Origin of the sequence: Amycolatopsis thermoflava N1165 (assembly GCF_000473265.1) — a bacterium.
Lineage (GTDB): Bacteria > Actinomycetota > Actinomycetes > Mycobacteriales > Pseudonocardiaceae > Amycolatopsis_E > Amycolatopsis_E thermoflava.
Map to the genome: position 1 here is coordinate 5,351,261 of NZ_KI421511.1, position 23,147 is coordinate 5,374,407.

A 23,147-nucleotide genomic window follows, 5' to 3' on the forward strand; every position below is an offset into this window, starting at 1 on the left:
AGACACCGCGTCAAGGCGGGAAAGCGTGCCTTGACCCGGTGGCTCGGCAACCGATTTGGCTGGGGATCGGGTTGCGGGAGAGGGGTGGTTCGGGGGTTTGGTTGCGTTTCGTTGCCGGGTGGCTGTTAGGTCGTCCACTTGCCGGTGGCTAGGAAACGTTCCATGCGTTGGGTGTGTGGGGTTAGGTCGAAGCCTTGTTCGGCGATCCAGCTGTCGTTGTAGTAGGTGTGGGCGTAGCGTTCGCCGCCGTCGCAGATGAGGGTTACCACGCTGCCCACCTGGCCCGCTTCGAGCATGCCCGCGATGATCTCGAACGCAGCGTACAGCGCGGTGCCCGTCGAGCCGCCCGCCCAGTGGCCGGTGCGCTCCCGCAGCAACCTGATCGCCGCCATGGACGCGGCGTCCGGGACCTGGATCATGTGGTCGATGACCGTCGGCACGAACGACGGCTCCACCCGCGGCCGTCCGATGCCTTCGATCCGTGACGGCATGCCCGTGGTGTAGTCCATCGCGCCGGTCTGCCACGCGCCGTAGAACGACGAGTTCTCCGGGTCGGCCACCGCGATCTTCGTGGTGTGCCGCCGGTAGCGCACGTACCGGCCGAACGTCGCGCTCGTCCCGCCGGTGCCCGCGCCCACCACGATCCACGACGGCACCGGATGCCGTTCGGCGCGCATCTGGGCGAACACCGACTCCGCGATGTTGTTGTTGCCGCGCCAGTCCGTCGCCCGCTCGGCGTAGGTGAACTGATCGAGATAATGCCCGCCGCACTCGGCGGCCAGCCGCTCGGCCTCGCTGTACATCGCGGACGGCACGTCCACGAAGTGGCACCGGCCGCCGTAGAACTCGATCAGCTCGATCTTCTCCTGGCTGGTCCTCCGCGGCACCACCGTCACGAAGTCCAGCCCGAGCATCCGCGCGAAGTACGCCTCGCTCACCGCGGTCGAGCCGCTGGACGCCTCGATCAACGTCGTTTCCGGGCCGATCTGCCCGTTGACCAGCGCATAGAGCAACAGGGACCGGGCCAGCCGGTGCTTGAGCGAGCCGGTCGGGTGCACCGACTCGTCCTTCAGGTAGAGGTCCACGCCCCACTCGGGCGGCAGCGGGAAGCAGTGCAGGTGGGTGTCGGCGCTGCGGTTGGCGTCGGCCTCGATGAGGCGGATCGCCTCGCGCACCCACGCCCTATTCGTCGGCGGCATCCTCGCCCCGCAACTGGGCCCGCAGCTTCGCCCGCTCCCGCGCCCGGTGCTCGTTGCGCGCCGCGAGGCCGGCGGTCACCCGCGCGTTCAGCTTGCGGAACACGAGCAACCCGACCGGCAGGCCGACCACCACACCGACGGCGACGGCCACCAGCAGCGGCACCTTCACCAGGACGAGCACGGCCGCCACGACGACGATCAGCCCGAACCGCGCGAGCAGGTAAAGCGTCAGGTCACGGCCCAGATGAGTACGGGTCTCGCTCACGTTTGACGAGCCTACGCGCCGGTCGGCGGCGGGTCTTCCAGCACCGTGTTGTTCGGCCTGCCCTCGAACCGCGTGGACAGCACCACCGTGGTCCGCGTGCGCGCCACCCCGGCGATCCGGCGCAACCGGCCCAGCGTGTGCTCCAGGTCGTCGACCGTCGGCACCCGCACCTTCACCACGAACGCCTCGTCCCCGGCGACCGCGTAGCAGCTCTCGACCTCGGGCAGCGCGCCCAGCTCCTCGGCCACGTCGTTGTCCTCGGCCGTGTCGGTCGGCTGGATGCCGACCAGCGCCGTCACCCCGAGACCGACCGTGCTCGGGTTCACGGTCGCGTGGTACCCGGTGATCACCCCGGCCGCCTCCAGCTTGCCGACGCGCTCGTGCACGGACGACGCGGACAGCCCCACGGTTCTGCCCAGCTCCGCGTACGTGGCACGGCCGTTCAGGCGCAGCGCGGCGATGATCTTGCGGTCCAGGGCATCCACGCGGACCAGCCTAGGCGGCCGTTACCCACGGCCAGCGACCGCTGCCCGCACAGTTGCTTAGCGTCCACAAGCTGGGCGTTTTGTCCATTACTTACCCTTTACTGTTCGACAACCGTTCGAGTACCTGGCGGGTGAGATGCCACGATTGCCGTGTTGATCGAACCGGGGCTTCGACCTCCGGTTTAGCAGTTTGGTCGTGAAGGAGGCGGAAAATGACCGCTAGCACGGGAGGGCGCCTGCTGACGCCCGGCGAAGTCGCCGCGTTGTTCCGGGTGGACCCGAAGACCGTGACCCGGTGGGCGACCGCGGGCCGCATCGGCTCGATCCGCACCCCGGGTGGGCACCGGCGGTTCCGGGAGTCCGAGGTCAACGCCCTGCTGGCCGAGCTCACCACGGACGCGAGCGAGCCCGCGCGTATCTGAGCAGGTGGCGAGAACCCCGCGGACCGGCCCGGCCGGACCCGCGGGGCCCGAGCGCGTCAACCGGAACTCACGCCGGAGGGGTTACCCTCGGTGGAGCAGTTCCGCGCCAACGCACTCGGAAGGGAGCGGGGATGATCTACCTGCTCGCAGCGATCGGAGCGCTCACCATCGCTGTCCTGTTGTGGCGAGCCTTCGGCCCCGAGCACGTCGGGGTGTCCTCGCGAGCGACCGTCCCACCGGACGACGACCCCGAATTCCTGCGCAAGCTCGGCGAGCAGAAGCCGCCGAAGTCCGAGGAGGACTGACCTACCGCTTACCCGGGAAGGCGTCCGCCATCGTCGCCGCGAGTTCCAGGAGCGCCATGCGGGTCTCCGGCGTCAGGCGCTCCAGCTCGATCTCCGCGCCCTCTTCGAGGTGCGGGTCGAACGGAATCCGGCATACCGCGCGGGTCCGCGCCGCGAAGTGCGCGGCCAGCTTGTCCAGGTCCACCGAACCGGCCTTCGGGCGGACCGAGTTGATCACGGTCACCGACCGCTTCACCAGGTCGCCGTACCCGTGGGCGTCCAGCCAGTCCAGCGTCGCCGAGGCGCTGCGCGAACCGTCGACCGAGCCTGACGACACCACCACCAGCGCGTCGGCCGCGTCGAGCACGCCTTTCATCGCCGAGTGCATCAGGCCGGTGCCGCAGTCGGTGAGCACGATGTTGTAGAAGTGCTCCAGCAGGTTGACCGTGCGCAGGTAGTCGCTCTCGGAGAACGCCTCCGACACCGCCGGGTCCTGCTCGCTGGCGAGGATCTCCAGCCGGCTCGACCCCTGTGACGTGTAGGCCCGGACGTCGCTGTAGCGCGTGATCTTGTCCGCGTCCCGCAGCAGGTGCCGCACCGTCGCCGTGGTCTCGATCGGGATCTTCTGCGACAGCGTGCCGCGGTCCGGGTTCGCGTCGACCGCGATCACCCGGTCACCGCGCAGCGCCGCGAACGTCGAGCCCAGCGTGGTGGTGATCGTGGTCTTGCCCACCCCGCCCTTGAGGCTCAGCATCGCGATCCGGAAGCACCCGCGCAGCGGCTGGTTCACCCGCGCGACCAGCTCGCGCTGCCGCTGCTCCTGCGGGCTCTCCCCCGGGTTGATCAGCTTGCCGGAGGCGACGTAGACCGCCTTGCGCCAGCCCGACTGGGGCACGCGCTTCGGCGGCCGCACCGCCCGCTCGGGCGACGCGTGACGCGGCCGCGACGGCTGCGGCAACGGCGGGTACGGGTACTGCGGCTGCCCGTACTGCTGCTGTTGCAGCGGGGGCAGGTTCGGGTCGTAGCCGGGCTGCTGGTGCCGCGGCGGCGGAGGAGCCGGGTGCGAGGTGGAGTCGGTTCGTTCGTCGGAGAAGTAGGACTCGGGTTCGCGCGGCTCGGTCATCAGCCGACCCCGGCGTAGGAATGCAGGCCCGTGGTGACGAGGTTGACGAAGAACAGGTTGAACACCGTCACCGCGAAGCCGACGGTGTTGATGACCGCCGCGCGGGTGCCGCGCCAGCCCGCCGTGGCCCGCGAGTGCAGGTAGGCGGCGTAGACGATCCACGCGATGAACGCGGTGGTCTCCTTCGGGTCCCAGCCCCAGAACCGGCCCCACGCGGCCTCGGCCCACACCGCGCCGCACAGCACGCCGAACGTGAACAGCGGGAACGCGAACACGGTGGTGCGGTAGGCGATGCGGTCGAGCACGTCGGCCGCGGGCAGCCGCGAGCCGAACCGGGCGAACCGCTTCGGGTCGCGCTCGTGCGCCGAGCGGATCAGGTACAGGATGCTCGCGACACCGGGCACCAGGAAGATGCCGGACGAGACGGCCGCCGCGGAGACGTGGATGACCAGCCAGTACGACTGCAGCGCGGGCTGGACCGGCGCGGCCACGGTGTAGAGCATCGTGCCGCCGACGAACATCAGGATGACCACCGGCAGCAGCAGGAAGCCGGACAGGTGGCGCGCCGGGAACTTGCGGATCACCACGAGCCAGGTCACCACGGCGATGAACGTCACCGCCATGATGTATTCGTACATGTTGCCCCACGGCACGCGGTGGGTCGCCAGACCACGCAGCACCAGCGCGGTCAGGTGCAGCAGCGCGCCCAGGACGGTCAGCGCGGCGCCCATGCGGCCGATGCGCTCGGCGCGGCCACGGGCGGCGCGGGCCGCGGGAGTTTCAGCCGGAGGGGTGACCGTCTCGGTGCTGTCCGGGCCGCCGGCGCCGACGAGTTCACGCGCCCGCTCCCGGGTGCGCTCGGCCGCGCGGCGCCCCTTGGCGCCGAAGGACTGTTCGATGAGGAAGAAGACCAGCGCCAGTACGTAGATCGCGGTCGCCGTCGTGTAGGACCAGTCGCTGTACTGGGACAACGTTGCGTTGACCGGCATTACCTACCTCTTCTTCTTGCCTGTGAGCAGCTCTTCCGCGATCCGGGTGAACTCCTCGCCGTAGCCCGCCTGGTCGGTGCGGGCGAGCCCGCCCACCTCGACCACGGTACCCGTCCCGCCCTCGCCGGCCGGGACGACCCGCACCCACAGCCTGCGACGTTTGATCAGCAACGACAACCCGAGGCCGAGGAACATCGCGACGGCGAACCCGAGCACGTAGGTCTGGGTCGGGTCGTGCGAGATCTGCAGCGACACGAAGCGCTGCACCCCGTCGAACCGCACCACGGTGCCGTCGTCGAGGGTGACCGACTGGCCCACGTTCAGGTTCGAGCGGGCCACGCGCGCCAGCCGCCCGTCGTCCACCATGGACTGGTCGATGGAGAAGATCGACTGGCTCTGCCCGGAGTCGAGTCCGAGGTCGCCGCGCATCACGTCGACCGCGACCATCGGGTTGGTCATCTCCGGGCCGCCGCCGGTCAGCACCCCGCCGTGCAGCAGGCCGTCCGGCGCGAACAGACCGGTGATCGCGAGCTGCTTGGTGCGCCGTTCGAACGGGTCGGTGATGTTCGGCGGGTCGAACTTGGTCGCGCCCTCGTTGAGCGTCCCGGTGCCGTCGGTCGGGCGCCACTGCGTGGCCTGCGTGCGGGTGGTGCCGTCCGGCCAGGTGATGGTGAAGATCGGCGAGTAGCCGTTGCCGAGCAGGTAGACGCGGTCGCCTGCCAGGCGCAGCGGCGAGTTGACCTCGAGCAGGTAGTCCCGCCAGGTGCCGGTCTCCAGGTCCGCGCCCGCCTGGTACTGGACGTTCGACTTGTACTGGATGGGCTGGCCGGCCTCGGTGAACTCGGCGGTGAAGTCGTTCACCTTGACGCAGAACGGGTTCAGGTCGGTGCCGTCGACGCGCAGGCCGGGAGTGAACGAGTCGTAGGCGTAGATCCCGGAGTTGCAGAACTGGGACCCGTTGGCCTGGACGATCACCTGGCCCTCGTAGGTGTACATCTTGCCGAGCGCGAACGCGATGATCAGCCCGAGCATCCCGAAGTGGAAGACCAGGTTGCCGGTCTCGCGCAGGTACCCGCGCTCGGCGCTGATCGTGCGGGTGCCGTCCTCCTCCGCGCGCTCGACGCTGCGCCACCCCTTGAGCCGGGCGCGGGCGGCGGCGACGACCTCGTCCGGGTCGCGGGGGGTGGTGGCCTTCGCGAAGTGCGGCAGCCGGGACAGGTTGCGCGGCGTGAGCACCGGCTTGGCGCGCATCGACTTCAGGTACTCGACGCTGCGCGGCAGCAGGCAGCCGATGAGCGAGATCATCAGCAGCAGGTAGATCGCCGAGAACCAGACGCTGGAGTAGACGTTGAAGAACTGCAGGCGGTCCAGCAGCGTGCCCCACCAGCCGTGGTCGGCGATGTACTGCTCGGTCTTCGGGGCGTTGAGCGTGCGCTGCGGCAGCAGGGCGCCGGGCAGCGCGGCGAGCGCGAGCAGGAAGAGCAGGATCAGCGCGGTGCGCATCGCGGTGAGCCCGCGCCAGGTGTTGCGCAGGAACGCCAGGACGCGCTTGGCGGGCGAGTCGCGGTACGGCTTGGGGTCCGGGGGCGCTTCGGTGGCGGTCACAGCGGCAGCACCGTGTCCGTGACGAAGGCGTCGCGCAACCAGCTGACCAGCTCGCCCCACAGGCCGGTGACCAGCAGGACCCCGACGACGAGGAGCAGCACGCCGCCGAAGATCTGCACCCGGCGGCCGTTGCGGCGCAGCCAGTCGGTGGCGCGCACGGCCCAGCGCGCGCCGAACGCGATGAGCAGGAACGGCAGGCCGAGGCCCAGGCAGTAGACCAGGACCAGCAGGAACCCGCGGGCGCCGCTGGAGCCGGTGCCCGCCGCCAGCGCGAGCACCCCGGACAGCGTCGGGCCGATGCACGGCGTCCAGCCGAGCCCGAACACCGCGCCCAGCAGCGGCGCGCCGAGCAGGCCGCCGCGCGGCACGCGGTGCGACCGGACGTCGCGCTGCAGCGCCGGGATGAGACCGAGGAACACCAGGGCCATCGCGATCGTCACCACGCCGCCGACGCGCTGCAGCAGGTCCTGGTTGACCAGCAGGGCGTCGGCGAGCCACACCAGGCTGCCGACCCCCGCGGCGAACACGACGGTGAAGCCGAGCACGAACAGGCCGGCCGCGCCGACGACGGCGTAGCGGCCCTTCTTGCGGTCCTCGTCCGCGGTCACGGCGGGCGCGTCGGCGCCGACCAGCGCGGCGAGGTAGGCGAGGTAACCCGGCACGAGCGGGACGACGCACGGCGAGGCGAACGAGATGGCGCCGGCGAGCAGGGCGACCCCGGCGGCGAGCAGCAGCGGCCCGGAGGTCGCCAGCTCGGTCACGGAGTTCACGGTTCGAGGGTAAGCAGTGAGTTCGGTGTGAGTTCACCGGGATGGTCTCGGCCGATCGGCTGAGGACGGCGAGCTCTTCGACCGAAGCCGGCGCCGTGGTCCGCACCATACCTTTTCGTCCATGACGATTCCGCTGCGTGTCCACGCGTCGCTGTCCGTGCTGGTCGGAGCCCCGCTGGTGTGGGAAATCACGCGCGCCGAACTCGCCTGGCGCTCGGTCCCGTTCCTGCTGTGCTGCGCGCTGACGGCCGCCGCGCCATGGGCCGCGCTGCACCTGCGGTGGTGGGCCGGGGCGCTGATGGCCTCCGCGGGCGTGCTCGGCTCGGCCGGTGCGCAGCTCGCGATGGACCACCTCGTCGTGCGGCCGGAGGTGGTGAACCTGCCCGCCGTGCAGGTCGCCGGCGTGCTCGCGGTGCTGGTGATCGTCCTGCGCGGCGCCGGGAAGTGGGGCGCCGCGCTGGGCGCGGCCGGCCTGACGGCCTCCGCCGCCGCGGCCGCCGTCGCGATCCAGCAGTGGGCGCGGGTCTCGCCCCAGCTCGCGACGCCGCACCCGCCGACGGTCGCCGGGACCGCGTTCCTGCTGTTCGGCGGCGCGCTGGCGCTCGGCGTCTTCCTGCGGTCGGGTTATTCGGCGGCGAGCCGCTGGACCACCGGCTCGATGTCGCTGGCCAGGATCGACCGCAGGTAGACCGCGGCCACCCGCTGCTGCTTGTCCAGGATGATCGTGGACGGCACGACGTTGCGCGGGTAGCCGGACAGCTGCAGCAGGCTGCGGCCCGGCGGGTCGTAGATGGACGGGTAGGTCAGCTGCCGGTTGCGCACGAAGTCCTGCGGCGCCGAGCGGTCGTCGTCGCGGACGTCGAGGCCGAGCACCTGCACGCCGTTGGCCTGGTGCGCCAGGTAGAGCTTCTCCAGCTCCGGCGCCTCGGTGCGGCACGGCGCACACCACTGGCCCCAGATGTTGATCACGACGACCTTGCCCGCGTAGTCCGCGACCGAGATGGTCTTGCCCTCGGTCATCAGGTCCTCGCCGGACAGGTTCGGGATCGGCTGCCGGTCGGCGCCCTCGTAGAGGATGTCGGTCTTGCCGCCCGGCGCGACGAACTCGAAGTTGCTGCCCTGCGACACCGCGTCGTTCCCGGTGCTGCACCCGGCGAGCACGCACACGCTCGCCAGCACCGCCGCGAGGATCCGCTTCATGCCCCGGTGACCTTCGGGTCGGTGGCGCCGGCCGGCTCGCTGTAGACGATCTTCACCAGCTCCTCGCCGTCGAACACGAGGCTGGTCAGCGAGGCGAGCGAGCACTGGCGGCGGCGCGGGTCGTGCCACAGCGGCTTGGCCTCCAGGAACCGGCGCAGCGTCCAGATCGGCAGCTGGTGCGACACGCACAACGCCTCGTGGCCCTCGGCCTTCGAGCGGGCCCGCAGGACCGCGCCGAGCATCCGGTGCGCGATCTCCACGTACGGCTCGCCCCACGAGGGCAGGAACGGGTTGCGCAGCTTCGACCAGTGCCGCGGCTGGCGCAGCGCGCCGTCGCCGACCGCGACCTTCTGGCCCTCGAACATGTTGCCCGCCTCGATCAGCCGCTCGTCGGTCTGCACGTCGAGCCGGTGCGCCGCGGCGATCGGGGCCGCGGTCTCCTGCGCGCGCTGCAGCGGCGAGGCGACCACGTGGGTGATGTCGTGGGCGGCGACGGCCTCGGCGACCGTCAGTGCCTGGCGGCGGCCGCGCTCGGACAGGTGGAAGCCGGGCAGGCGGCCGTAGAGGATCCCCTCCGGGTTGTGCACTTCGCCGTGCCGCAGGAGGTGCACGATGGTCGTCACTGACGGGCCTCCGCAGCGGCCTTCGCAGCCGCGGGCAGCGCGGCCTCGATGACCTCGAACGCCGCGTCGTCCATCGCGGAGTTGACGAACCAGGCCTCGAACGCGCTCGGCGGCCCGTACACGCCGCGCTCCAGCAGCGCGTGGAAGAACGGCGGGAAGCGCCAGGTGTCCGCGCTGGTGGCGTCGTGGTAGTTGCGCACCGGCTCCTCGCGGAAGAACACGCTGAGCAGGTTCCCGGCGTAGGCCACGTGGTGCGGCACCCCGGCCTTGGTCAGCGCCTCGGTGAACAACGCGCCCAAGCGCTGCGAGTTGGCGTCGAGGCGGCGGTACACCTCGTCGTCGGCCGCGCGCAGGGTCGCCAGGCCCGTGGCGACCGCGACCGGGTTCCCGGAGAGCGTGCCGGCCTGGTAGACCGGGCCGGTCGGGGCGAGCCGGGCCATCACGTCGGAGCGGCCGCCGAACGCCGCTGCGGGCAGCCCGCCGGACATGACCTTGCCGAACGTGTAGAGGTCGCCGGGCACGCCCTCGATGCCGAACCAGCCGGACCGGGACACCCGGAAGCCGGTCATGACCTCGTCCATGATCAGCAGCGCGCCGTGCTCGTGCGCGAGGTCACGCAGCTGGGCGTTGAAGTCCACGTCCGGCGCGACGGCGCCCATGTTGCCCGCGGCGGCCTCGGTGATGATCGCCGCGATCGAGTCCGGGTTCTCCGCGAACGACTGGCGCACGGCCTCGATGTCGTTGTAGGGCAGCACGATCGTGTCCGCGGCCTGCGCCCCGGTCACCCCGGGCGAGGTCGGCAGGCCGAGCGTGGCGACGCCGGAGCCGGCCTGGGCGAGCAGCGCGTCGACGTGCCCGTGGTAGCAGCCGGCGAACTTGATGATCTTGCTGCGGCCGGTGAACCCGCGGGCCAGCCGGATCGCGCTCATCGTCGCCTCGGTGCCGGAGTTGACCAGCCGCACCTGGTGCACCGGGTCGACCCGGTCGATGATCTCCTCGGCCAGCTCGACCTCGCCGATCGTCGGTGTGCCGAACGACAGGCCCGAGCTCGCGGCCGCGCGGGCCGCCTCGACGACCGCCGGGTGCGCGTGCCCGAGGATCATCGGCCCCCACGAGGACACCAGGTCCACGTACCGGTTGCCGTCCGCGTCCCACAGGTACGGACCCTCGCCGCGCACCATGAACCGCGGCGTGCCGCCCACCGAGTTGAACGCCCGCACCGGGGAGTTCACCCCACCCGGCGTCACAGCGGCGGCCCGGTCGAACCATGCCCTGGACTTGTCGACTGCTTGCGTCACAGACCCCAGTCTTGCAAAGGTCCCGTCAGGCCTGGTTCAGGTGTCCGGTGAAGTAGCCGAAGTCGTCCTCGCCGCGCTCGGACTCGCGGCTCTTGCGGCGGCGCCTGACGCGCACCGCGAGCAGGACCTCGCGGACGGCGTCGACCAGCAGGATCCCGGCGACCACGCCGAGGCCGATCGCGCCGGACATCCAGCTCCCGACCCAGCGCGTGCTGGTCAGGACGGTGCCGTCGGTGAGGGTCACCACGACCGTGTGCACGCCCTGCTGCCACAACTGGAAGGCGCCCCACACGGCCACCGCCGCCAGCAGCACCTCGGCCAGCGCGACCACCGCGCGCACGGGCTGGTTGAGGCGGGCCTGTTCAGTCACGTGAGCAGCCTCTCATGCCGTCCGCGCCTCCTGCAGCGCGGTCCGCAGCGCCTCGACGTCCTTGGCCCAGGCGAGCACGACGGTGCCGTCGGTGAGCCGGACGGGCAGCGAGTCGTACTTGTTCGGGGTGGTCCAGCCGCCGCCGAGCACCCGCGCCCCGGTCGGCGCGCCGACGTCGGCGACCTCGGCGATGTCGGTCAGCGGCAGCCGTTCGCGGCCCTGCCACAGCGCTTCGCCGGTGACGCGGACGGTCAGGAACCGCCGCCGCGCGTACACCCACGGGGCGGTGATCGCGGCCAGCCCGAGACCGACGATCACCCACGCGACGGTGTGCGTGGCGCCGGTGAGCAGCTCGGCCAGGAACCCGAGCAGGGCGAAGCCGGGCCCGTACGCGAGGGCCGTCCAGCTCGCTCCGCGTTCCAGGTACCGGTCCACGGCTTACCGGCGGCTGACCTTCGGGAAGAACGGCTGCACCGACGGGATGTACATCAGCGCCAGCGCGACCAGGCCGAGCAGCGTCGCGACCAGCGAGATGCCGGTGTAGGCCTGCATCACGAACTGGAACACCAGCGTGATCGCCACCAGGACCGTCAGGACGGTGCGGGCGGAGCGGGTGCCCTGGCGCGCCTTCCAGGCGAACAGCACGAAGAAGGCCGCGAACGACACCGAGCCGACCAGCAGCATCGCGAACAGCACCGTGGTGCCGGACGCGATCTTGTCCGGGGTGATCTGCGTGTTCGTGTTGGCCTTGACCAGGGTGTCGATGACCTGCTGGCGGGCCAGGAACACCACCAGGTAGGCGATGACGAGGACCACCGCGGAGGCGACCCACAGCCAGAACGACACTTGCACCGGCCTCGGCGGCTCGGGCCGTTCGACCAGGTCGTCCGATTCACTCACCCGTCAGAGCCTACTGTGCCGACGGCGCCACCGACGCAGCCGGGCCGCGGCCGCTGGCTCAGTCCAGCCAGGCCGCCGCTTCCGTCGCCCAGTAGGTCAGGATCATGTCCGCACCCGCGCGGCGGATCGAGGTCAGCACCTCCAGGATCGTGCGCTCGCGGTCCAGCCAGCCGTTCGCCGCGGCCGCCTCGACCATCGCGTACTCGCCGGAGATGTTGTACGCCGCCACCGGGACCGGGGACGCGTCGGCCGCCAGGCGGATCACGTCCAGGTACGACAGCGCCGGCTTGACCATGATCGCGTCGGCGCCCTCTTCGACGTCCAGCTCGAGCTCTCGCAGCGCCTCGCGCGCGTTGCCCGGGTCCTGCTGGTACGTCTTGCGGTCGCCCTTGAGCTGGGAGTCCACCGCCTCGCGGAACGGGCCGTAGAACGCGCTCGCGTACTTGACGGAGTAGGCCAGGATTCCGGTCTCGGTGTGGCCTGCCTCGTCGAGCGCCCGGCGGATCACGCCGACCTGGCCGTCCATCATGCCGCTCGGCCCGAGCAGGTGCGCCCCGGCTTCGGCCTGGGCCACGGCCATGTCCGCGTACACCGCCAGCGTCGCGTCGTTGTCCACGGCTCCGCGGTCGTCCAGCACACCGCAGTGGCCGTGGTCGGTGAACTCGTCCAGGCAGGTGTCGGCCATCAGGACGGTCGAGTCACCGAGCTCCGCACGCAGGTCCCGCAGAGCCACGTTGAGGATGCCGTTCTCGTCGACCGCGCCGGAGCCGGTCGCGTCCCGGTTCGCGGGCACGCCGAAGATCATCAGCCCGCCGACGCCTGCCTGCACCGCTTCCACGGCCGCCTTGCGCAGCGTGTCCCGGGTGTGCTGGACGACGCCCGGCATGCTCGAGATGGGCCGCGGCGCGGTGGCGCCCTCGGCGACGAACATGGGCAGGATCAGCTGACGCGGCCGGAGGGTGGTCTCACTGACGAGGCGCCGCAGCGCCGCCGTGCTCCGCAACCGGCGGGGACGATGCTCGGGAAACACCCCATCGACGGTACTCCGGCCGCGGAACGCGCTCGGGGCCGCCCGCGACATCTCACGGACGGCCCCGAGGGTCGGACGATCAGGAAGAACGCCGGGTGCGCTTACCCCGGAAATGACTCGCGGCCGCGCGCGGTTGACCACGAGCGGCCCGAGCCGACGATCAAGAGAACCCCCGAGGGCGCGTTACCTTCCGCGGCGGCGGCAGGGCGCGTGCGCGGCCGGCGGGTCCCCGGGAAATGGCTCGGGGCCGCCCGTGGCAATCCACGAACGGCCCCGGAACCTCGGACGATCAGGAAGAACGCCGGGTGCGCTTCGCCTTCCGCGGCGGCGGCAGGGCGCCCTCCGCACGCAGCTTGGCGGCGTGCGCGGCGAGCGCGTCGACCAGGTGCGGCACGTCGGCCACCTCCGGCTGCACGTCCACCCGCAGGCCGAACTCCACCGCGGTCTCCGCGGTCTTCGGCCCGATGCACGCGACCAACGTGCGCGTGTGCGGCTTGCCCGCGATGCCGACGAGGTTCCGCACGGTCGACGACGAGGTGAAGCACACCGCGTCGAACCCGCCGGTCTTGATCATTTCGCGGGTCTCGGCCGGCGGCGGCGCGGCGCGGACGGTCCGGTAGGCCGTCACGTCGTCGACCTCCCAGCCGCGGTCCACCAGGCCGGCGGACAGCGTCTCGGTGGCGATGTCGGCCCGCGGCAGCAGCACGCGGTTCACCGGGTCCAGCACGTCGTCGTACGGCGGGAACTCGGCCAGCAGACCCTCGCTGGACTGCTCGCCCTGCGGGATCATCTCCGGGTTGATGCCGAACGCGCGCACGCGGGCCGCGGTGGCCTCGCCCACGCAGGCGATCTTCACGCCGGAGAAGGCGCGGGCGTCGAGGCCGAACTCCTCGAACTTCTCCCACACCGCCTTCACCGCGTTGGCCGAGGTGAACACGATCCACTGGTAGCGGCCGTCGACCAGGCCCTTGACCGCGCGCTCCATCTGGGCGGGGCTGCGCGGCGGCTCGACCGAGATGGTCGGGACCTCGTGCGAGGTGGCGCCGTGGATGCGGAGCCGCTCGGCCATCTCGCCGGCCTGCTCCTTGGTGCGCGGCACCAGGACCTTCCAGCCGTAGAGGGCGCGCGACTCCCACCAGGACAGCTTCGACCGCTGCCCGGCCTGCTCGCCGACGGTCACCACGAGCGGGCCGACCAGCTCACCGGCGTCCTGCGACAGGCTCGCCAGCGTGGTGTCGACCGTGCGCTGGGTGTTGATGGTGCCGTTGGCGGTGACGGCGACCGGGGTGGTCCCCGCCAGGCCGTGCTCGGTCAGCGCGCCCGCGGCCTCGGCCAGCTGGCCGGACGTCGCGTGCAGCACGATCGGGCCGGGGGCGGCGGCCACCTTCGCCCAGTCGACGTCGCCGCGGACGTCGACGTCGGTGTAGCTGCCGCCGAGCGCGATGCCGGCGTAGGCGGGCACGGCCGAGCCGGGCGTGATGCCGGGGACGACCTCGAAGACCGCGCTGGTCTTCGCGACGGCCTGCACCTCGGCGACGGCGGCGGCGCTGGTCAGCGGGTCACCGCTGGACAGGCGCAGCACGAGCCGTCCGCCCTTGGCCTCGTTGGCGAGGTCCTTCGCGACCTCGGCGGGCTCGCCGACGGCGGGCCTGACCTCGGCGTCCGCGCTGGCGCCCGCGAGCACGCCTGCGGGCACGTCGGGGTCGGTCACCACGACCTCGGCCTTCGCCAGGAGCTCCTGGGCACGTACGGTCAGCAGTCCGGCGTCGCCGGGGCCGGAGCCCACGAAGGCGACGCGCCCAGCGGTTGTCCGCGCGGGGGTCATCGTGTCTTTCTCCTATGAGTCGGCGCGAGCGCGCCGAACCGTTCGAGGAACTGTTTCACCGTGATTCGCGGCCCGGGCCGGACAGCGCGCCGGCTCCGAGGTCGAGCAGCTCCGCGGCCAGGTCGCGGCCGAGTTGCTCCGCTTCGCTCTTGCCGGCGACCGCCGAGGCGCGCAGCAGCTGCACACCCTCGTCGTCGAGGCCGGCGGCGGCGACCCCGCGCAGCGACACGTTCTCGATGACCGAGCCGTCCGCGTCGAGATCCTCCACCACCTCGGCGAGTGCGCCGACGGGCGCGCTGCAGCCGGCTTCGAGCGCGGCCAGCATGGCCCGCTCCGCCGTCACCGCGGCCCGTGTCGCTTCGTCGTCCACAATGGACCGAAGAAGGTGTTCGATGTCCACGTCGTCGACGCGGCACTCCACCGCCAGTGCGCCCTGTGCGGGCGCGGGCAGCATCTGGATCGGGTCCAGGGTCTCGGTGATCACGTCGGCCCGGCCGAGGCGGGCCAGGCCGGCGCGCGCGAGCACGACGGCGTCCAGCTCGCCGTCGAAGACCTTGTTCAGCCGGGTGTCGATGTTGCCCCGGATGGGCACGACCTCGAAGCCGAGGCCGAGCGCGCGCAGCTGCGCCGTGCGGCGCGGCGAACCGGTGCCGATGCGGGCGCCGGGGGGCAGCTCGCCCAGCGTCAGCCCGTCGCGGGCGATCAGCGCGTCACGCGGGTCCTCCCGCGGCGGCACGGCGGCCAGCACGATGCCGCGCTCGGGCGCCGTCGGCAGGTCCTTGTACGAGTGCACCGCGACGTCGACCTGCTTGTTCAGCAGGGCCTCGCGCAGCGCCGAGGTGAACACGCCGACACCGATCTCCGCGATCGGCGCGCTGGAGCGGTCACCGGGCGTCGAGACCTTGACGATCTCGACCTCCTGGCCCGCCTTGCGCAGCGCGTCGGCGACCGTGCCGGTCTGGGTCAGGGCGAGGGCACTGCCCCGCGTCCCGATCCGAATGGTCCTCGTCACTTGCTTTCACCGTCTGTCCTGGGCAGGCGCTCGGTGGTCGGGCTCGACACGACGGCAGGCGATGCCGGGTCGAGCTCGAACAGCTCCCGCAGCGCGTTGGCGTAGTCCGTGCCCTGGGTTTCCGCGGCGAGCTGCTTCACACGCACCGTCGGCGCGTGCAGCAGCTTGTCCACCACCCGGCGCACGGTCCGGTTGAACTCGTCGCGGACCTCGGCGTCGAGGCCGGGCAGCCGGTTGTCCAGCCGCAGCATCTCGGCGTCGACGACCTCGGCGGCCCGCTTGCGCAGCGCGGTGACGGTCGGGGTGACCGCGGCGCTGCGCTGGGCGGCGAGGTACTCGCGCACCTCGTCCAGCACGATGCCGTTGGCCTTGGCGATCTGCTTGGCGCTGCCCGCCGAGCCCAGCGAGTCCATCCGCTTGCGGACGGTCTCCAGGTCGACGAGGCGGACGCCGGGCAGGCTGTCCACGTCGGGGTGGACGTCCCGCGGCAGGCCGAGGTCGCACACCACCACCGGGCGCTCGCCGCGGCCGGCGAGGTGCGCGGGCGTGATGACGACGTCCTGCGCGCCGGTGCAGGCGACCACGACGTCGGCGTCGGCGAGGCGGGCGGTCAGCTCGTCCATGCCGGCCGCGACGGCGGGCACGCCCTGCTCGGTCACGTTGGCGGCCAGCCGCTCGGCGTTGGCCAGGGTGCGGTTGACGACCGTGATGCGGCCGATGCCGCTCTTGCGCAGCTGGCTCGCCGACAGCGCGCCCATCGAACCGGCGCCGACGATGACCGCGTGCTTGCCTGCCAGGTCGGGCGCCTCGCCGAGGGCTTCGGACACCACGGACGCGCCGAGGTGGTCCAGCCCGGTCTCGGTGTGCACGCGCTTGCCGACGCGCAGCGTGGTCTGGATCAGCTCGTGCAGGGTGCGGCCGACGGTGCCCGCCTCGCGCGCGGCGGCGTAGTAGTTGCGCACCTGACCGAGGATCTGGGTCTCGCCGACGACCATCGAGTCCAGGCCGGAGGCCACGGAGAAGATGTGCTCGACTGCGGCGCCCGCGTAGTGCACGTAGAAATTGTCGTAGAGGTCGGCGGCGTCGCAGCCGGCCTGCCGCGCGAGCACCTCGGAGATGTCGGCCAGACCGCCGTGGAACGCCTCGACGACCGAGTAGACCTCGATGCGGTTGCACGTCGAGACGAGCATGACCTCGTTCACGTGCGGCGACTGCTGGAGCTCGTGCAGCACCTTCTCCAGCTCCGTCGCAGGCACCGCGACCTTCTCCAGCGTCCGGAGATCGGCAGTGCGGTACGACAGCCCGACGGCCAGGACACTCACTTAGCGCACCACCATTCCGTTACCACCCACGTTCTCCGCTCGCCGGGCGACGTGGAACGACAGGATCTGCAGCTCCACGGCCAGGTCGACCTTGCGCACCTCGACGTGGTCGGGCACCTGGAGGACCACCGGCGCGAAGTTCAGGATGCACTGCACCCCGCCCTGCACCAGCCGGTCGGCGACCGTCTGGGCCGCGGGCGGCGGCGTCGCGATGACGCCGATCGAGATCCCCCGCTCCGAGCACACCTCGGGGATGTCGTTGAGGTGCGACACCGGGATCCCGCCGACCGGAACGCCGATCAGGTCGGGGTCGATGTCGAACAGCGCCTCGACCGGGAACCCCCGGCCGGGGAAGCCTCCGTAATTGGCCAACGCATGACCGAGGTTACCGATTCCGACGACGGCGACCTTGTGCTGTCGCGTGAGTCCCAATATGCGCTCGAGTTGGGCCACCAGCACGGCGACCTCGTAGCCGACGCCGCGGGTGCCGTACGAGCCGAGGTAGGACAGGTCCTTGCGCAGCTTGGCGGAGTTCACGCCGGCGGCGGTGGCGAGCTCCTCGCTGGCCACGGTGGTCGCGCCCTGCTCGGACATGGCGGACAGGACGCGCAGGTACACGGCGAGACGGGCGACGGCGGCCTCCGGGATCGCGCGGACCCTGGCCTCCTCTGCGCCGTTCTCGGTGACCGCGGGCATCTCCGCGGTGGGGGCGTTGTCGGCGTCCGGGGTGGACAGCTTCCGGGCGACGGCCGAACCGTTTCGCCGGCCACGCTGTGACACCACGCCGGCCTCCTCGTTCCACGCCCTCGATGAGCTTCGAAATCCCTCTTGACCCGGGCCGCGAAGTTGGGTTTGATGCACGGCCGCCGTGAGGGGTACCGGCAATACGGTAGCCACTTGTGAACGCAGGCACAAAGTGGCTGGTCAACGGCATGACCGAAAGCACATCTAGCGCGCCGTGAAGGTGATCGTGTGCCAGCCGGTGGCACCGTCCGGGACGACGTCGGCGAGCTGATCGGTCTGCGTGTAGCCGCTGCGGTCGGTGGCCCGCACCCGCACGGCGTGGCTGCCGCGCGCGACCGGGACGTCCACCCACCACATGCGCCAGGCGTCCACCGTCACCTCGGTGGACAGCTCGGCCGTCGCCCACGGGCCGTCGTCCACGCTCACCTCGACCCGGTCGATCCCGGTGTGCTGCGCCCACGCGATCCCGGCGATGCGCACCTGCCCGGCGGCGACCGGGCCGCCCGGCGCGTCGATGCGCGACTCCGTCTTCACCGGCGCCTGCCGCGCCCAGCCGCGCTGCAGCCAGTACGGCTTGCGCGCGGCCCAGGTGGTGACCTCCAGGTCGGTCACCCACTTCGTCGCCGAGACGTAGCCGTACAGCCCGGGCACGACCAGCCGGGCCGGGAAGCCGTGCTCGACGGGCAGCGGCTCGCCGTTCATGCCGATTGCGAGCATCGCGCCGACGGACGGATCGGCCATCGCGGACACCGGCGTGCCCGCGGTCCAGCCGTCCGCGCTGGTGGAGAACACCTGCTCGGCGCCGGGCCGGACACCCGCCTCGGCGAGCAGCTCGGCGAGGTCGACGCCGATGAACCGCGCCGTCGAGATGTAGGGCCCGCCGACCGGGTTGGACACGCAGCACAGGGTCACGATCCGCTCGACCAGCGGCCGGTTCCGGATGTCGGACCAGGAGTAGGCGACCTCGCGGTCGACCATGCCGTGGATCCGCAGCGACCAGTCCTCGGTGCGGACCTGCGGCACCACGAGCGCCGTGTCGATGCGGTAGAAGTCCGCGTTGGGCGTGAGGAACGACGGCGTGCCGAACTTCGCGAAGTCCGCGCCGGCGGGCACCGGTGGCGCGGTCCGCGCGGCGACCAGCGGGCCGACGGCCGCCCGGGAGCCCTCGGCGTCCCTGCTCGTGCCGACCAGCTGTCCGGCGACCCCGGCCACGCCTGCGCCGGCCACGGCGATGAGGAAGTTCCGCCGCGCGGCCGACGAGTACTGCCCGTCCAGCGCGGTCCGGTGCAGCCACGCGAACACCGCGAGCCCGGCGACCAGGCTGGCCACCGGCGCGAGCAACGCGATCTGCCCGAGGTCGGGGCGGGTGAACACGGCGGCCCCGCCGAGCACGCCGACCGCGGACACGAACACCAGCCCGGGCGCGGCCCGGCGGCGGGAGGCCAGCCCGGCGGCCACCGCGAGCGCCAGTGCGACCACGGCCATGCCGGTCAGCAGCACGGCCTTGTCCGCGGTGCCGAACGCCCGCACCGCGAAGTCCTTGAGCCAGGCCGGGGTCAGGTCGATCGCCGCGTTGCCGACCGCCACGAACGGCGAAGCGCCCGCCCCGACGAACCCGGCGACCAGGTGCCCGGCCCCGAGCGCGGCGACCAGGGCGATCACGCCGATCAGCCCGGCGACGGGCGCGGACAGTCGCGGCGACTCGGGGTTCGTGCTCACGCCACCAGTCTGGCCCCGGCGGGGCGCCCAGCGGGGTTACCGATCGCTTACGCCAGCGCGGCGCGGAGCCGGTCCTCCTCGACCTTCCAGTAGCCGTGCTCGGCGCCGTCGACCAGGATCACCGGCACCCGGTCGCCGTACTCGGCCTGCCACTCCCGGTCGCTGTCGACGTCCTCGGCGCGCCACGGCACGCCCAGCTCGGCGCAGATCCGCTCGACGTCCCGCTCCGCCTGGACGCACGACGAGCAGCCCTGGCGGGTCATCACGGTCACTTCGTGGGCCATGGGGAAATCATCCCCGCAACTGCACCCGGCGCAGCTTCCCGGTCGGCGAATGCGGCAGCCGCTCGGCGAACTCGACCGTGTGCGGCACCTTGTACCCGGCCAGCCGCTCCGCGCAGGCCTCGACGACCTGCTGCTCGGACAGCGACGCACCGGGCGCGGGCACCACGACCGCCTTGACCGCCTCGCCGCTGCGCTCGTCGAGCACGCCGACCACGGCCACCTCGGCCACCTCCGGCAGCCCGGCGATGACCTCCTCGACCTCGTGCGGGTACACGTTGAAGCCGTTCACGATGATCAGGTCGTTGGCGCGGTCCACCAGGTGCAGGTCGCCGTCGCTGTCCAGGAACCCGACGTCGCCGGTGCGGAACCAGCCGTCGGCGTCCGGCCGGTGCGCGCCGTCCGGCCAGTAGCCGGAGAACAGGTTCGCGCCGCGGATCGCGACCAGGCCGGTGCCGTCGCCGTCCTCCTCGAACACGTCCTCCGGGTCGTCCGGGTCGAGCGGCACCGGCTCGCCCGAGCCGTCCGGCCCCACCAGCCGGATCTCCACGCCGGGCAGCGGGCGGCCCGTCGAGCCGGGCTTCGGGTAGCCGGTGACCAGCGTCGACGTCACCACCGGCGCGGTCTCGGTCAGCCCGTAGCCCTCGAACACGCCCAGCCCGGTCTTCTCCCGGATCGCGGCGAGGACCTTCGGGTGCAGCGGCGCCGCGCCCGAGGTGAGCAGGCGGACCGTGCCGAGGCCGGCAGCCAGCTCGTCCGGCTCCAGCGTGGCCAGTTCGGCGTACATCGCCGGGACCCCGCCGATCACGGTGACGCGGTGCTCCGCGCACGCCTGCAGCGCCCGGCGCGCGTCGAACCGCTCGGCCAGCACGACCGTCGCGCCCACCGCCGTGCTGAGCAGCAGGCCGGGGCCGAGCCCGTAGACGTGGAACAGCGGGATCGCGATCAGCACCCGGTCCGGGTGCCCGACCGGCGGCGGGTCGATCCGGCCCAGCTGTTCGAGGTTGGCGAGCAGCGCGCGGTGCGACAGCATCACCCCGCGCGGCGGTCCGGTGGTGCCCGAGGTGTAGGACAACACGGCGATGTCCTCACCGCCGCCGCGGACGGGGAAATTCGCACCGGGACCGATTTCCGGCCGCAGCACCGGCACGTCGTCCGTCCCGTCGTCGGGGTTCCGGCTGATCACCAGGCGCGCGCCGCTGTGCGCGAGCACGGTGTCCAGTTCCGGGCGCGGGGACAGCGGCGAGACGGGCACCGCGATCGCACCGCAGCGGGTGACGCCGAACAGGGTGACGGCGAAGTCCGCCGAGGTGGGCAGCCGCAGCGCGACCCGGTCACCGGCACCAACGCCCCGGTCCGCCAGGCGTTGCGCGAGCCCGCCCGCGGCCGCGTCGAGCTGCGACCAGGTCAGGCTGACGCCGGCGGCGGTGTCGATCACCGCGACGGCGTCCGGCCACTGCTCCGCGGCGCCGGTGAGCAGGTCGGCGATGTTGCCGGTTTTCATGGGGTCAGTGTGGCACCAGCTCCCCCGTCATGGGGAAGCTCGCCGATCGTCGCTCTTCCGAGCCCCCCGCCACTACCTACTTCCGGGTAACTACCCGTATGCTGCTTCTCGCGTCGTAGTGGTGATGATCACTCGGGTCGGACGAAGGAGTCGCCGTGACGAACTGGCTTGCCGCCCGCCCAGCGGGTCTGCACGTCGGCACGGTCACCCGCGTGCACGAGGTGCCGGACGAGCAGGCGGGGCCGTGGGCCCTGGTCCGCGCTGCCCAGCAGGGTGACAGCGCCGCCTTCGGCGCGCTCTACGACCAGTACGTCGACGTCGTGTACCGCTACGTGTACTTCCGCCTCAGCGACCGCGAGCTCGCCGAGGACATCACGAGCGAGACGTTCCTGCGGGCGCTGCGGCGCATCTCGTCGGTCAGCTACCAGGGCCGCGACGTGGGCGCCTGGTTCGTCACCATCGCCCGCAACATCGTGCTCGACCACCTCAAGTCCAGCCGGTACAAGCTCGAGGTGGTCACCGACGAGGTGGCCGACTCGGGCACCGCGCCGTTCGCCGCGCCCTCGGGCGCCGATCCGGGACCGGAGCAGCAAGCGGTCACCAGCGCGACGCGCGACGCGCTGCTGTCCGCGATCGCCGGGCTGGGCGACGACCAGCGGGAATGCATCGTCCTGCGGTTCATCCAGGGCCTGTCGCTGGCCGAAACGGCGCAGATCATGAAGCGCAACGAGGGCGCCATCAAGGCGTTGCAGCACCGCGCGGTGCGCAAGCTCGCCCAGCTACTCCCGGACGCGTGGCGCTGAACGCGTAACAACCGGACGGTTTGCGTCGTTGCAGCAGGTGTGGACGAGCACCGGTGGACGGCGCGCGAGCTGGAAGTCATCTCCGGGCTCCGCGGGCTCGGTCGCGCCGTCGAACCGGACGACGACACGAAGGCGCGGATCCGCGCCGAGATTTCGCGGAAGCTGGAGGCGGAACCCAGCAGGCGGCGCCGCGCGCTGGCGACCGTCCTCGCCGCCGCGGCCGCGCTGATCGTCTTCGTCGGCGGGGTCGGCCTGCTGCTCTCCCGCGGCTCGCTGCCCGGCGACCCGCTCTACGGCATGAAGCTGGCGAGCGAGGACGCCGAGCTGCAGCTCACCTTCGACGAGGCCGCGCGCGGGTCCAAGCACCTGCAGTTCGCGTCGAACCGGCTGGACGAACTCGCCGCGATGCCGTCGGCGGACACCAGCGCTTTTCTGACAACGTTGTCGGCATTCGCCGCGGAGGCGACGGCCGGGGCGGCGCAGCTCACGGTGCTCGGCGTGCAGGGCGACACGGCCCGGCTGGACCAGCTGCGGACTTGGGCGAGCGAGCAGGCGGGCAAACTCGCCGCCCTCGACGTGCCGGACGGCGCCCGCAACGGGTTCACGCAGGCCGGGACGCTGCTCAACCGCATCGACGCGCGGGCGGCGGCACTGACCGGGCGGCTGTCCTGCTACCGCATCACCACCGGCGAGGCGGACGACCTGGGCGCGGTCCCGGCGACCGGCGAGTGCACCGTGCCGCCGGACGCGCTGCTCGGCATCCCCTCGGGCGCGCCGCTGCCGCCGGTGAGCACGGTGTCCCCGCCGCCGGTGGAGATCGCCACCACGCCGACCGCCCCCGGCAGCAGCACGCCAGTCGTGCCCAGCGCGACCGGCCCGCTCCCACCGTCGAGCACCGGATCGACGCCGACGGTTCTGCCGCCGCCGATCAGCGCGCCGACCAGCACCCGGCTGCCCACCCCGTCGACCACGACGCCACCACCACTGATCTCGATCCCGCCGCTGATCCCCGGCCTGCCGGGGCTCGGCATCGGCTAGTGCAGGACCTTCAGGCCGACGACGCCCGCGACGATCAGCCCGAGGCACACCAGGCGGGCCGTGGTGGCCGGTTCGCCGAGCGCGACCATGCCGTACACGGCGGTGCCGATCGCGCCGATGCCCACCCACACGGCGTACCCGGTGCCGATCGGGATCGACCGCATCGCGCACGAGAGCCCGGCCATGCTCGCGACCAGCGCGACGACGAACAAGACGCTCGGACCGACCCTGGTGAAGCCGCGCGCCGCGTTCAGCGCCGCGGCCCAGACGGTTTCCAGGATTCCGGACAGGATGAGCACGATCCACGCCACGACGAGAAACCTCCGAACGAAAACC

The 23,147-nt window shown here is 72.0% G+C and carries 27 protein-coding genes; 5 read left to right on the forward strand and 22 right to left on the reverse strand.

Annotation, left to right across the window (positions count from 1 at the left end; all coding sequences use genetic code 11):
- Nucleotides 1-125: 125 nt before the first annotated feature.
- From cds1 to AMYTH_RS0126245, 3 genes are read right to left on the reverse strand one after another with little or no spacing between them, the layout of a single operon-like run.
- Nucleotides 126-1,199, reverse strand: coding sequence for an L-cysteine desulfhydrase Cds1 (gene cds1 / locus AMYTH_RS0126235; protein WP_037322688.1), 1,074 nt, complete (start codon nucleotides 1,197-1,199; stop codon nucleotides 126-128).
- Entirely contained in the window at nucleotides 1,183-1,464 is a 282-nt protein-coding gene (locus AMYTH_RS0126240; RefSeq protein ID WP_027932766.1) for a DUF4229 domain-containing protein, read from the reverse strand. Before AMYTH_RS0126240 ends, cds1 begins: the two co-directional genes overlap by 17 nt.
- Before the next feature lie 11 nt (nucleotides 1,465-1,475).
- On the reverse strand, nucleotides 1,476-1,949 hold the full coding sequence (locus AMYTH_RS0126245; RefSeq protein WP_017986424.1) for an Lrp/AsnC family transcriptional regulator: 474 nt from the start codon (nucleotides 1,947-1,949) through the stop codon (nucleotides 1,476-1,478).
- 212 nt (nucleotides 1,950-2,161) lie between these two features.
- Between AMYTH_RS0126245 and AMYTH_RS0126250 the strand changes: the two genes are divergently transcribed.
- Both AMYTH_RS0126250 and AMYTH_RS49635 read left to right on the forward strand, forming a co-directional pair.
- Nucleotides 2,162-2,371, forward strand: coding sequence for a BldC family transcriptional regulator (locus AMYTH_RS0126250; RefSeq protein WP_027932767.1), 210 nt, complete (start codon nucleotides 2,162-2,164; stop codon nucleotides 2,369-2,371).
- A 131-nt stretch (nucleotides 2,372-2,502) separates the two neighbouring features.
- A complete protein-coding gene (locus AMYTH_RS49635; RefSeq protein WP_017986422.1) occupies nucleotides 2,503-2,676 on the forward strand; it encodes a hypothetical protein in 174 nt (57 codons plus the stop codon).
- A 1-nt stretch (nucleotide 2,677) separates the two neighbouring features.
- Here AMYTH_RS49635 and AMYTH_RS0126260 read toward each other — a convergent pair whose 3' ends face one another.
- The 4 genes from AMYTH_RS0126260 to AMYTH_RS0126275 are packed head-to-tail and all read right to left on the reverse strand — an operon-like array spanning nucleotide 2,678 to nucleotide 7,142.
- Nucleotides 2,678-3,778: a MinD/ParA family ATP-binding protein gene (locus AMYTH_RS0126260; RefSeq protein WP_027932768.1), complete on the reverse strand. Its 1,101-nt coding sequence runs from the start codon at nucleotides 3,776-3,778 to the stop codon at nucleotides 2,678-2,680.
- Complete coding sequence (gene ccsB, locus AMYTH_RS0126265; RefSeq protein WP_027932769.1) at nucleotides 3,778-4,767, reverse strand: c-type cytochrome biogenesis protein CcsB; 990 nt, start codon at nucleotides 4,765-4,767, stop codon at nucleotides 3,778-3,780. Before ccsB ends, AMYTH_RS0126260 begins: the two co-directional genes overlap by 1 nt.
- Nucleotides 4,768-4,770: 3 nt before the next feature.
- Complete coding sequence (resB, locus tag AMYTH_RS0126270) at nucleotides 4,771-6,372, reverse strand: cytochrome c biogenesis protein ResB (RefSeq protein ID WP_027932770.1); 1,602 nt, start codon at nucleotides 6,370-6,372, stop codon at nucleotides 4,771-4,773.
- Nucleotides 6,369-7,142: a cytochrome c biogenesis CcdA family protein gene (locus tag AMYTH_RS0126275; RefSeq protein WP_027932771.1), complete on the reverse strand. Its 774-nt coding sequence runs from the start codon at nucleotides 7,140-7,142 to the stop codon at nucleotides 6,369-6,371. The genes resB and AMYTH_RS0126275 overlap by 4 nt, the downstream gene beginning before the upstream one ends.
- A gap of 121 nt (nucleotides 7,143-7,263) precedes the next feature.
- Between AMYTH_RS0126275 and AMYTH_RS0126280 the strand changes: the two genes are divergently transcribed.
- Nucleotides 7,264-7,830 (forward strand): hypothetical protein, encoded by a 567-nt coding sequence (locus tag AMYTH_RS0126280; RefSeq protein WP_027932772.1) that lies wholly within the window; start codon nucleotides 7,264-7,266, stop codon nucleotides 7,828-7,830.
- Here the strand turns inward: AMYTH_RS0126280 and AMYTH_RS0126285 are convergent.
- From AMYTH_RS0126285 to AMYTH_RS0126350, 14 genes are all read right to left on the reverse strand, one after another.
- Complete coding sequence (locus tag AMYTH_RS0126285) at nucleotides 7,767-8,342, reverse strand: TlpA family protein disulfide reductase (protein WP_020417391.1); 576 nt, start codon at nucleotides 8,340-8,342, stop codon at nucleotides 7,767-7,769. The two genes, AMYTH_RS0126280 and AMYTH_RS0126285, sit on opposite strands and share 64 nt — an antisense overlap.
- Nucleotides 8,339-8,965, reverse strand: a complete 627-nt coding sequence (locus tag AMYTH_RS0126290; protein ID WP_020417390.1) for a histidine phosphatase family protein — start codon at nucleotides 8,963-8,965, stop codon at nucleotides 8,339-8,341. Before AMYTH_RS0126290 ends, AMYTH_RS0126285 begins: the two co-directional genes overlap by 4 nt.
- Complete coding sequence (gene hemL, locus AMYTH_RS0126295; protein ID WP_027932773.1) at nucleotides 8,962-10,263, reverse strand: glutamate-1-semialdehyde 2,1-aminomutase; 1,302 nt, start codon at nucleotides 10,261-10,263, stop codon at nucleotides 8,962-8,964. The genes AMYTH_RS0126290 and hemL overlap by 4 nt, the downstream gene beginning before the upstream one ends.
- Nucleotides 10,264-10,288: 25 nt before the next feature.
- The gene (locus AMYTH_RS0126300; protein WP_027932774.1) at nucleotides 10,289-10,633 is read right to left on the reverse strand and encodes a hypothetical protein; all 345 of its coding nucleotides are present in this window, start codon (nucleotides 10,631-10,633) and stop codon (nucleotides 10,289-10,291) included.
- Nucleotides 10,634-10,645: 12 nt separating this feature from the next.
- Nucleotides 10,646-11,068, reverse strand: coding sequence for a DUF3093 family protein (locus tag AMYTH_RS0126305; RefSeq protein ID WP_027932775.1), 423 nt, complete (start codon nucleotides 11,066-11,068; stop codon nucleotides 10,646-10,648).
- Between the two features lie 3 nt (nucleotides 11,069-11,071).
- Entirely contained in the window at nucleotides 11,072-11,533 is a 462-nt protein-coding gene (locus tag AMYTH_RS0126310) for a hypothetical protein (protein ID WP_027932776.1), read from the reverse strand.
- A gap of 58 nt (nucleotides 11,534-11,591) precedes the next feature.
- Nucleotides 11,592-12,563, reverse strand: a complete 972-nt coding sequence (hemB, locus tag AMYTH_RS0126315; protein WP_084022680.1) for a porphobilinogen synthase — start codon at nucleotides 12,561-12,563, stop codon at nucleotides 11,592-11,594.
- 289 nt (nucleotides 12,564-12,852) lie between these two features.
- Nucleotides 12,853-14,388 (reverse strand): bifunctional uroporphyrinogen-III C-methyltransferase/uroporphyrinogen-III synthase, encoded by a 1,536-nt coding sequence (locus tag AMYTH_RS0126320; RefSeq protein ID WP_017986409.1) that lies wholly within the window; start codon nucleotides 14,386-14,388, stop codon nucleotides 12,853-12,855.
- Nucleotides 14,389-14,443: 55 nt separating this feature from the next.
- A complete protein-coding gene (gene hemC / locus AMYTH_RS0126325) occupies nucleotides 14,444-15,400 on the reverse strand; it encodes a hydroxymethylbilane synthase (RefSeq protein WP_017986408.1) in 957 nt (318 codons plus the stop codon).
- Nucleotides 15,397-16,722, reverse strand: a complete 1,326-nt coding sequence (locus AMYTH_RS0126330; protein WP_020417383.1) for a glutamyl-tRNA reductase — start codon at nucleotides 16,720-16,722, stop codon at nucleotides 15,397-15,399. Before AMYTH_RS0126330 ends, hemC begins: the two co-directional genes overlap by 4 nt.
- Nucleotides 16,723-17,505, reverse strand: coding sequence for a redox-sensing transcriptional repressor Rex (locus AMYTH_RS0126335; RefSeq protein WP_020417382.1), 783 nt, complete (start codon nucleotides 17,503-17,505; stop codon nucleotides 16,723-16,725).
- A gap of 165 nt (nucleotides 17,506-17,670) precedes the next feature.
- A complete protein-coding gene (locus tag AMYTH_RS0126340) occupies nucleotides 17,671-19,185 on the reverse strand; it encodes a molybdopterin-dependent oxidoreductase (protein ID WP_027932778.1) in 1,515 nt (504 codons plus the stop codon).
- 47 nt (nucleotides 19,186-19,232) lie between these two features.
- Nucleotides 19,233-19,469: a glutaredoxin family protein gene (locus AMYTH_RS0126345; RefSeq protein ID WP_017986404.1), complete on the reverse strand. Its 237-nt coding sequence runs from the start codon at nucleotides 19,467-19,469 to the stop codon at nucleotides 19,233-19,235.
- Nucleotides 19,470-19,476: 7 nt separating this feature from the next.
- Nucleotides 19,477-20,970, reverse strand: coding sequence for an AMP-binding protein (locus AMYTH_RS0126350; protein ID WP_027932779.1), 1,494 nt, complete (start codon nucleotides 20,968-20,970; stop codon nucleotides 19,477-19,479).
- Nucleotides 20,971-21,182: 212 nt separating this feature from the next.
- Between AMYTH_RS0126350 and AMYTH_RS0126355 the strand changes: the two genes are divergently transcribed.
- Nucleotides 21,183-21,773 (forward strand): sigma-70 family RNA polymerase sigma factor, encoded by a 591-nt coding sequence (locus AMYTH_RS0126355; protein WP_228685318.1) that lies wholly within the window; start codon nucleotides 21,183-21,185, stop codon nucleotides 21,771-21,773.
- Nucleotides 21,774-21,812: 39 nt separating this feature from the next.
- Entirely contained in the window at nucleotides 21,813-22,811 is a 999-nt protein-coding gene (locus AMYTH_RS0126360) for a DUF5667 domain-containing protein (RefSeq protein ID WP_027932781.1), read from the forward strand.
- On the opposite strand, the gene AMYTH_RS0126365 is transcribed toward AMYTH_RS0126360, so the two are convergent.
- Nucleotides 22,808-23,122, reverse strand: a complete 315-nt coding sequence (locus AMYTH_RS0126365) for a DMT family transporter (protein ID WP_027932782.1) — start codon at nucleotides 23,120-23,122, stop codon at nucleotides 22,808-22,810. The genes AMYTH_RS0126360 and AMYTH_RS0126365 overlap by 4 nt on opposite strands.
- Between the last annotated feature and the right edge of the window lie 25 nt (nucleotides 23,123-23,147).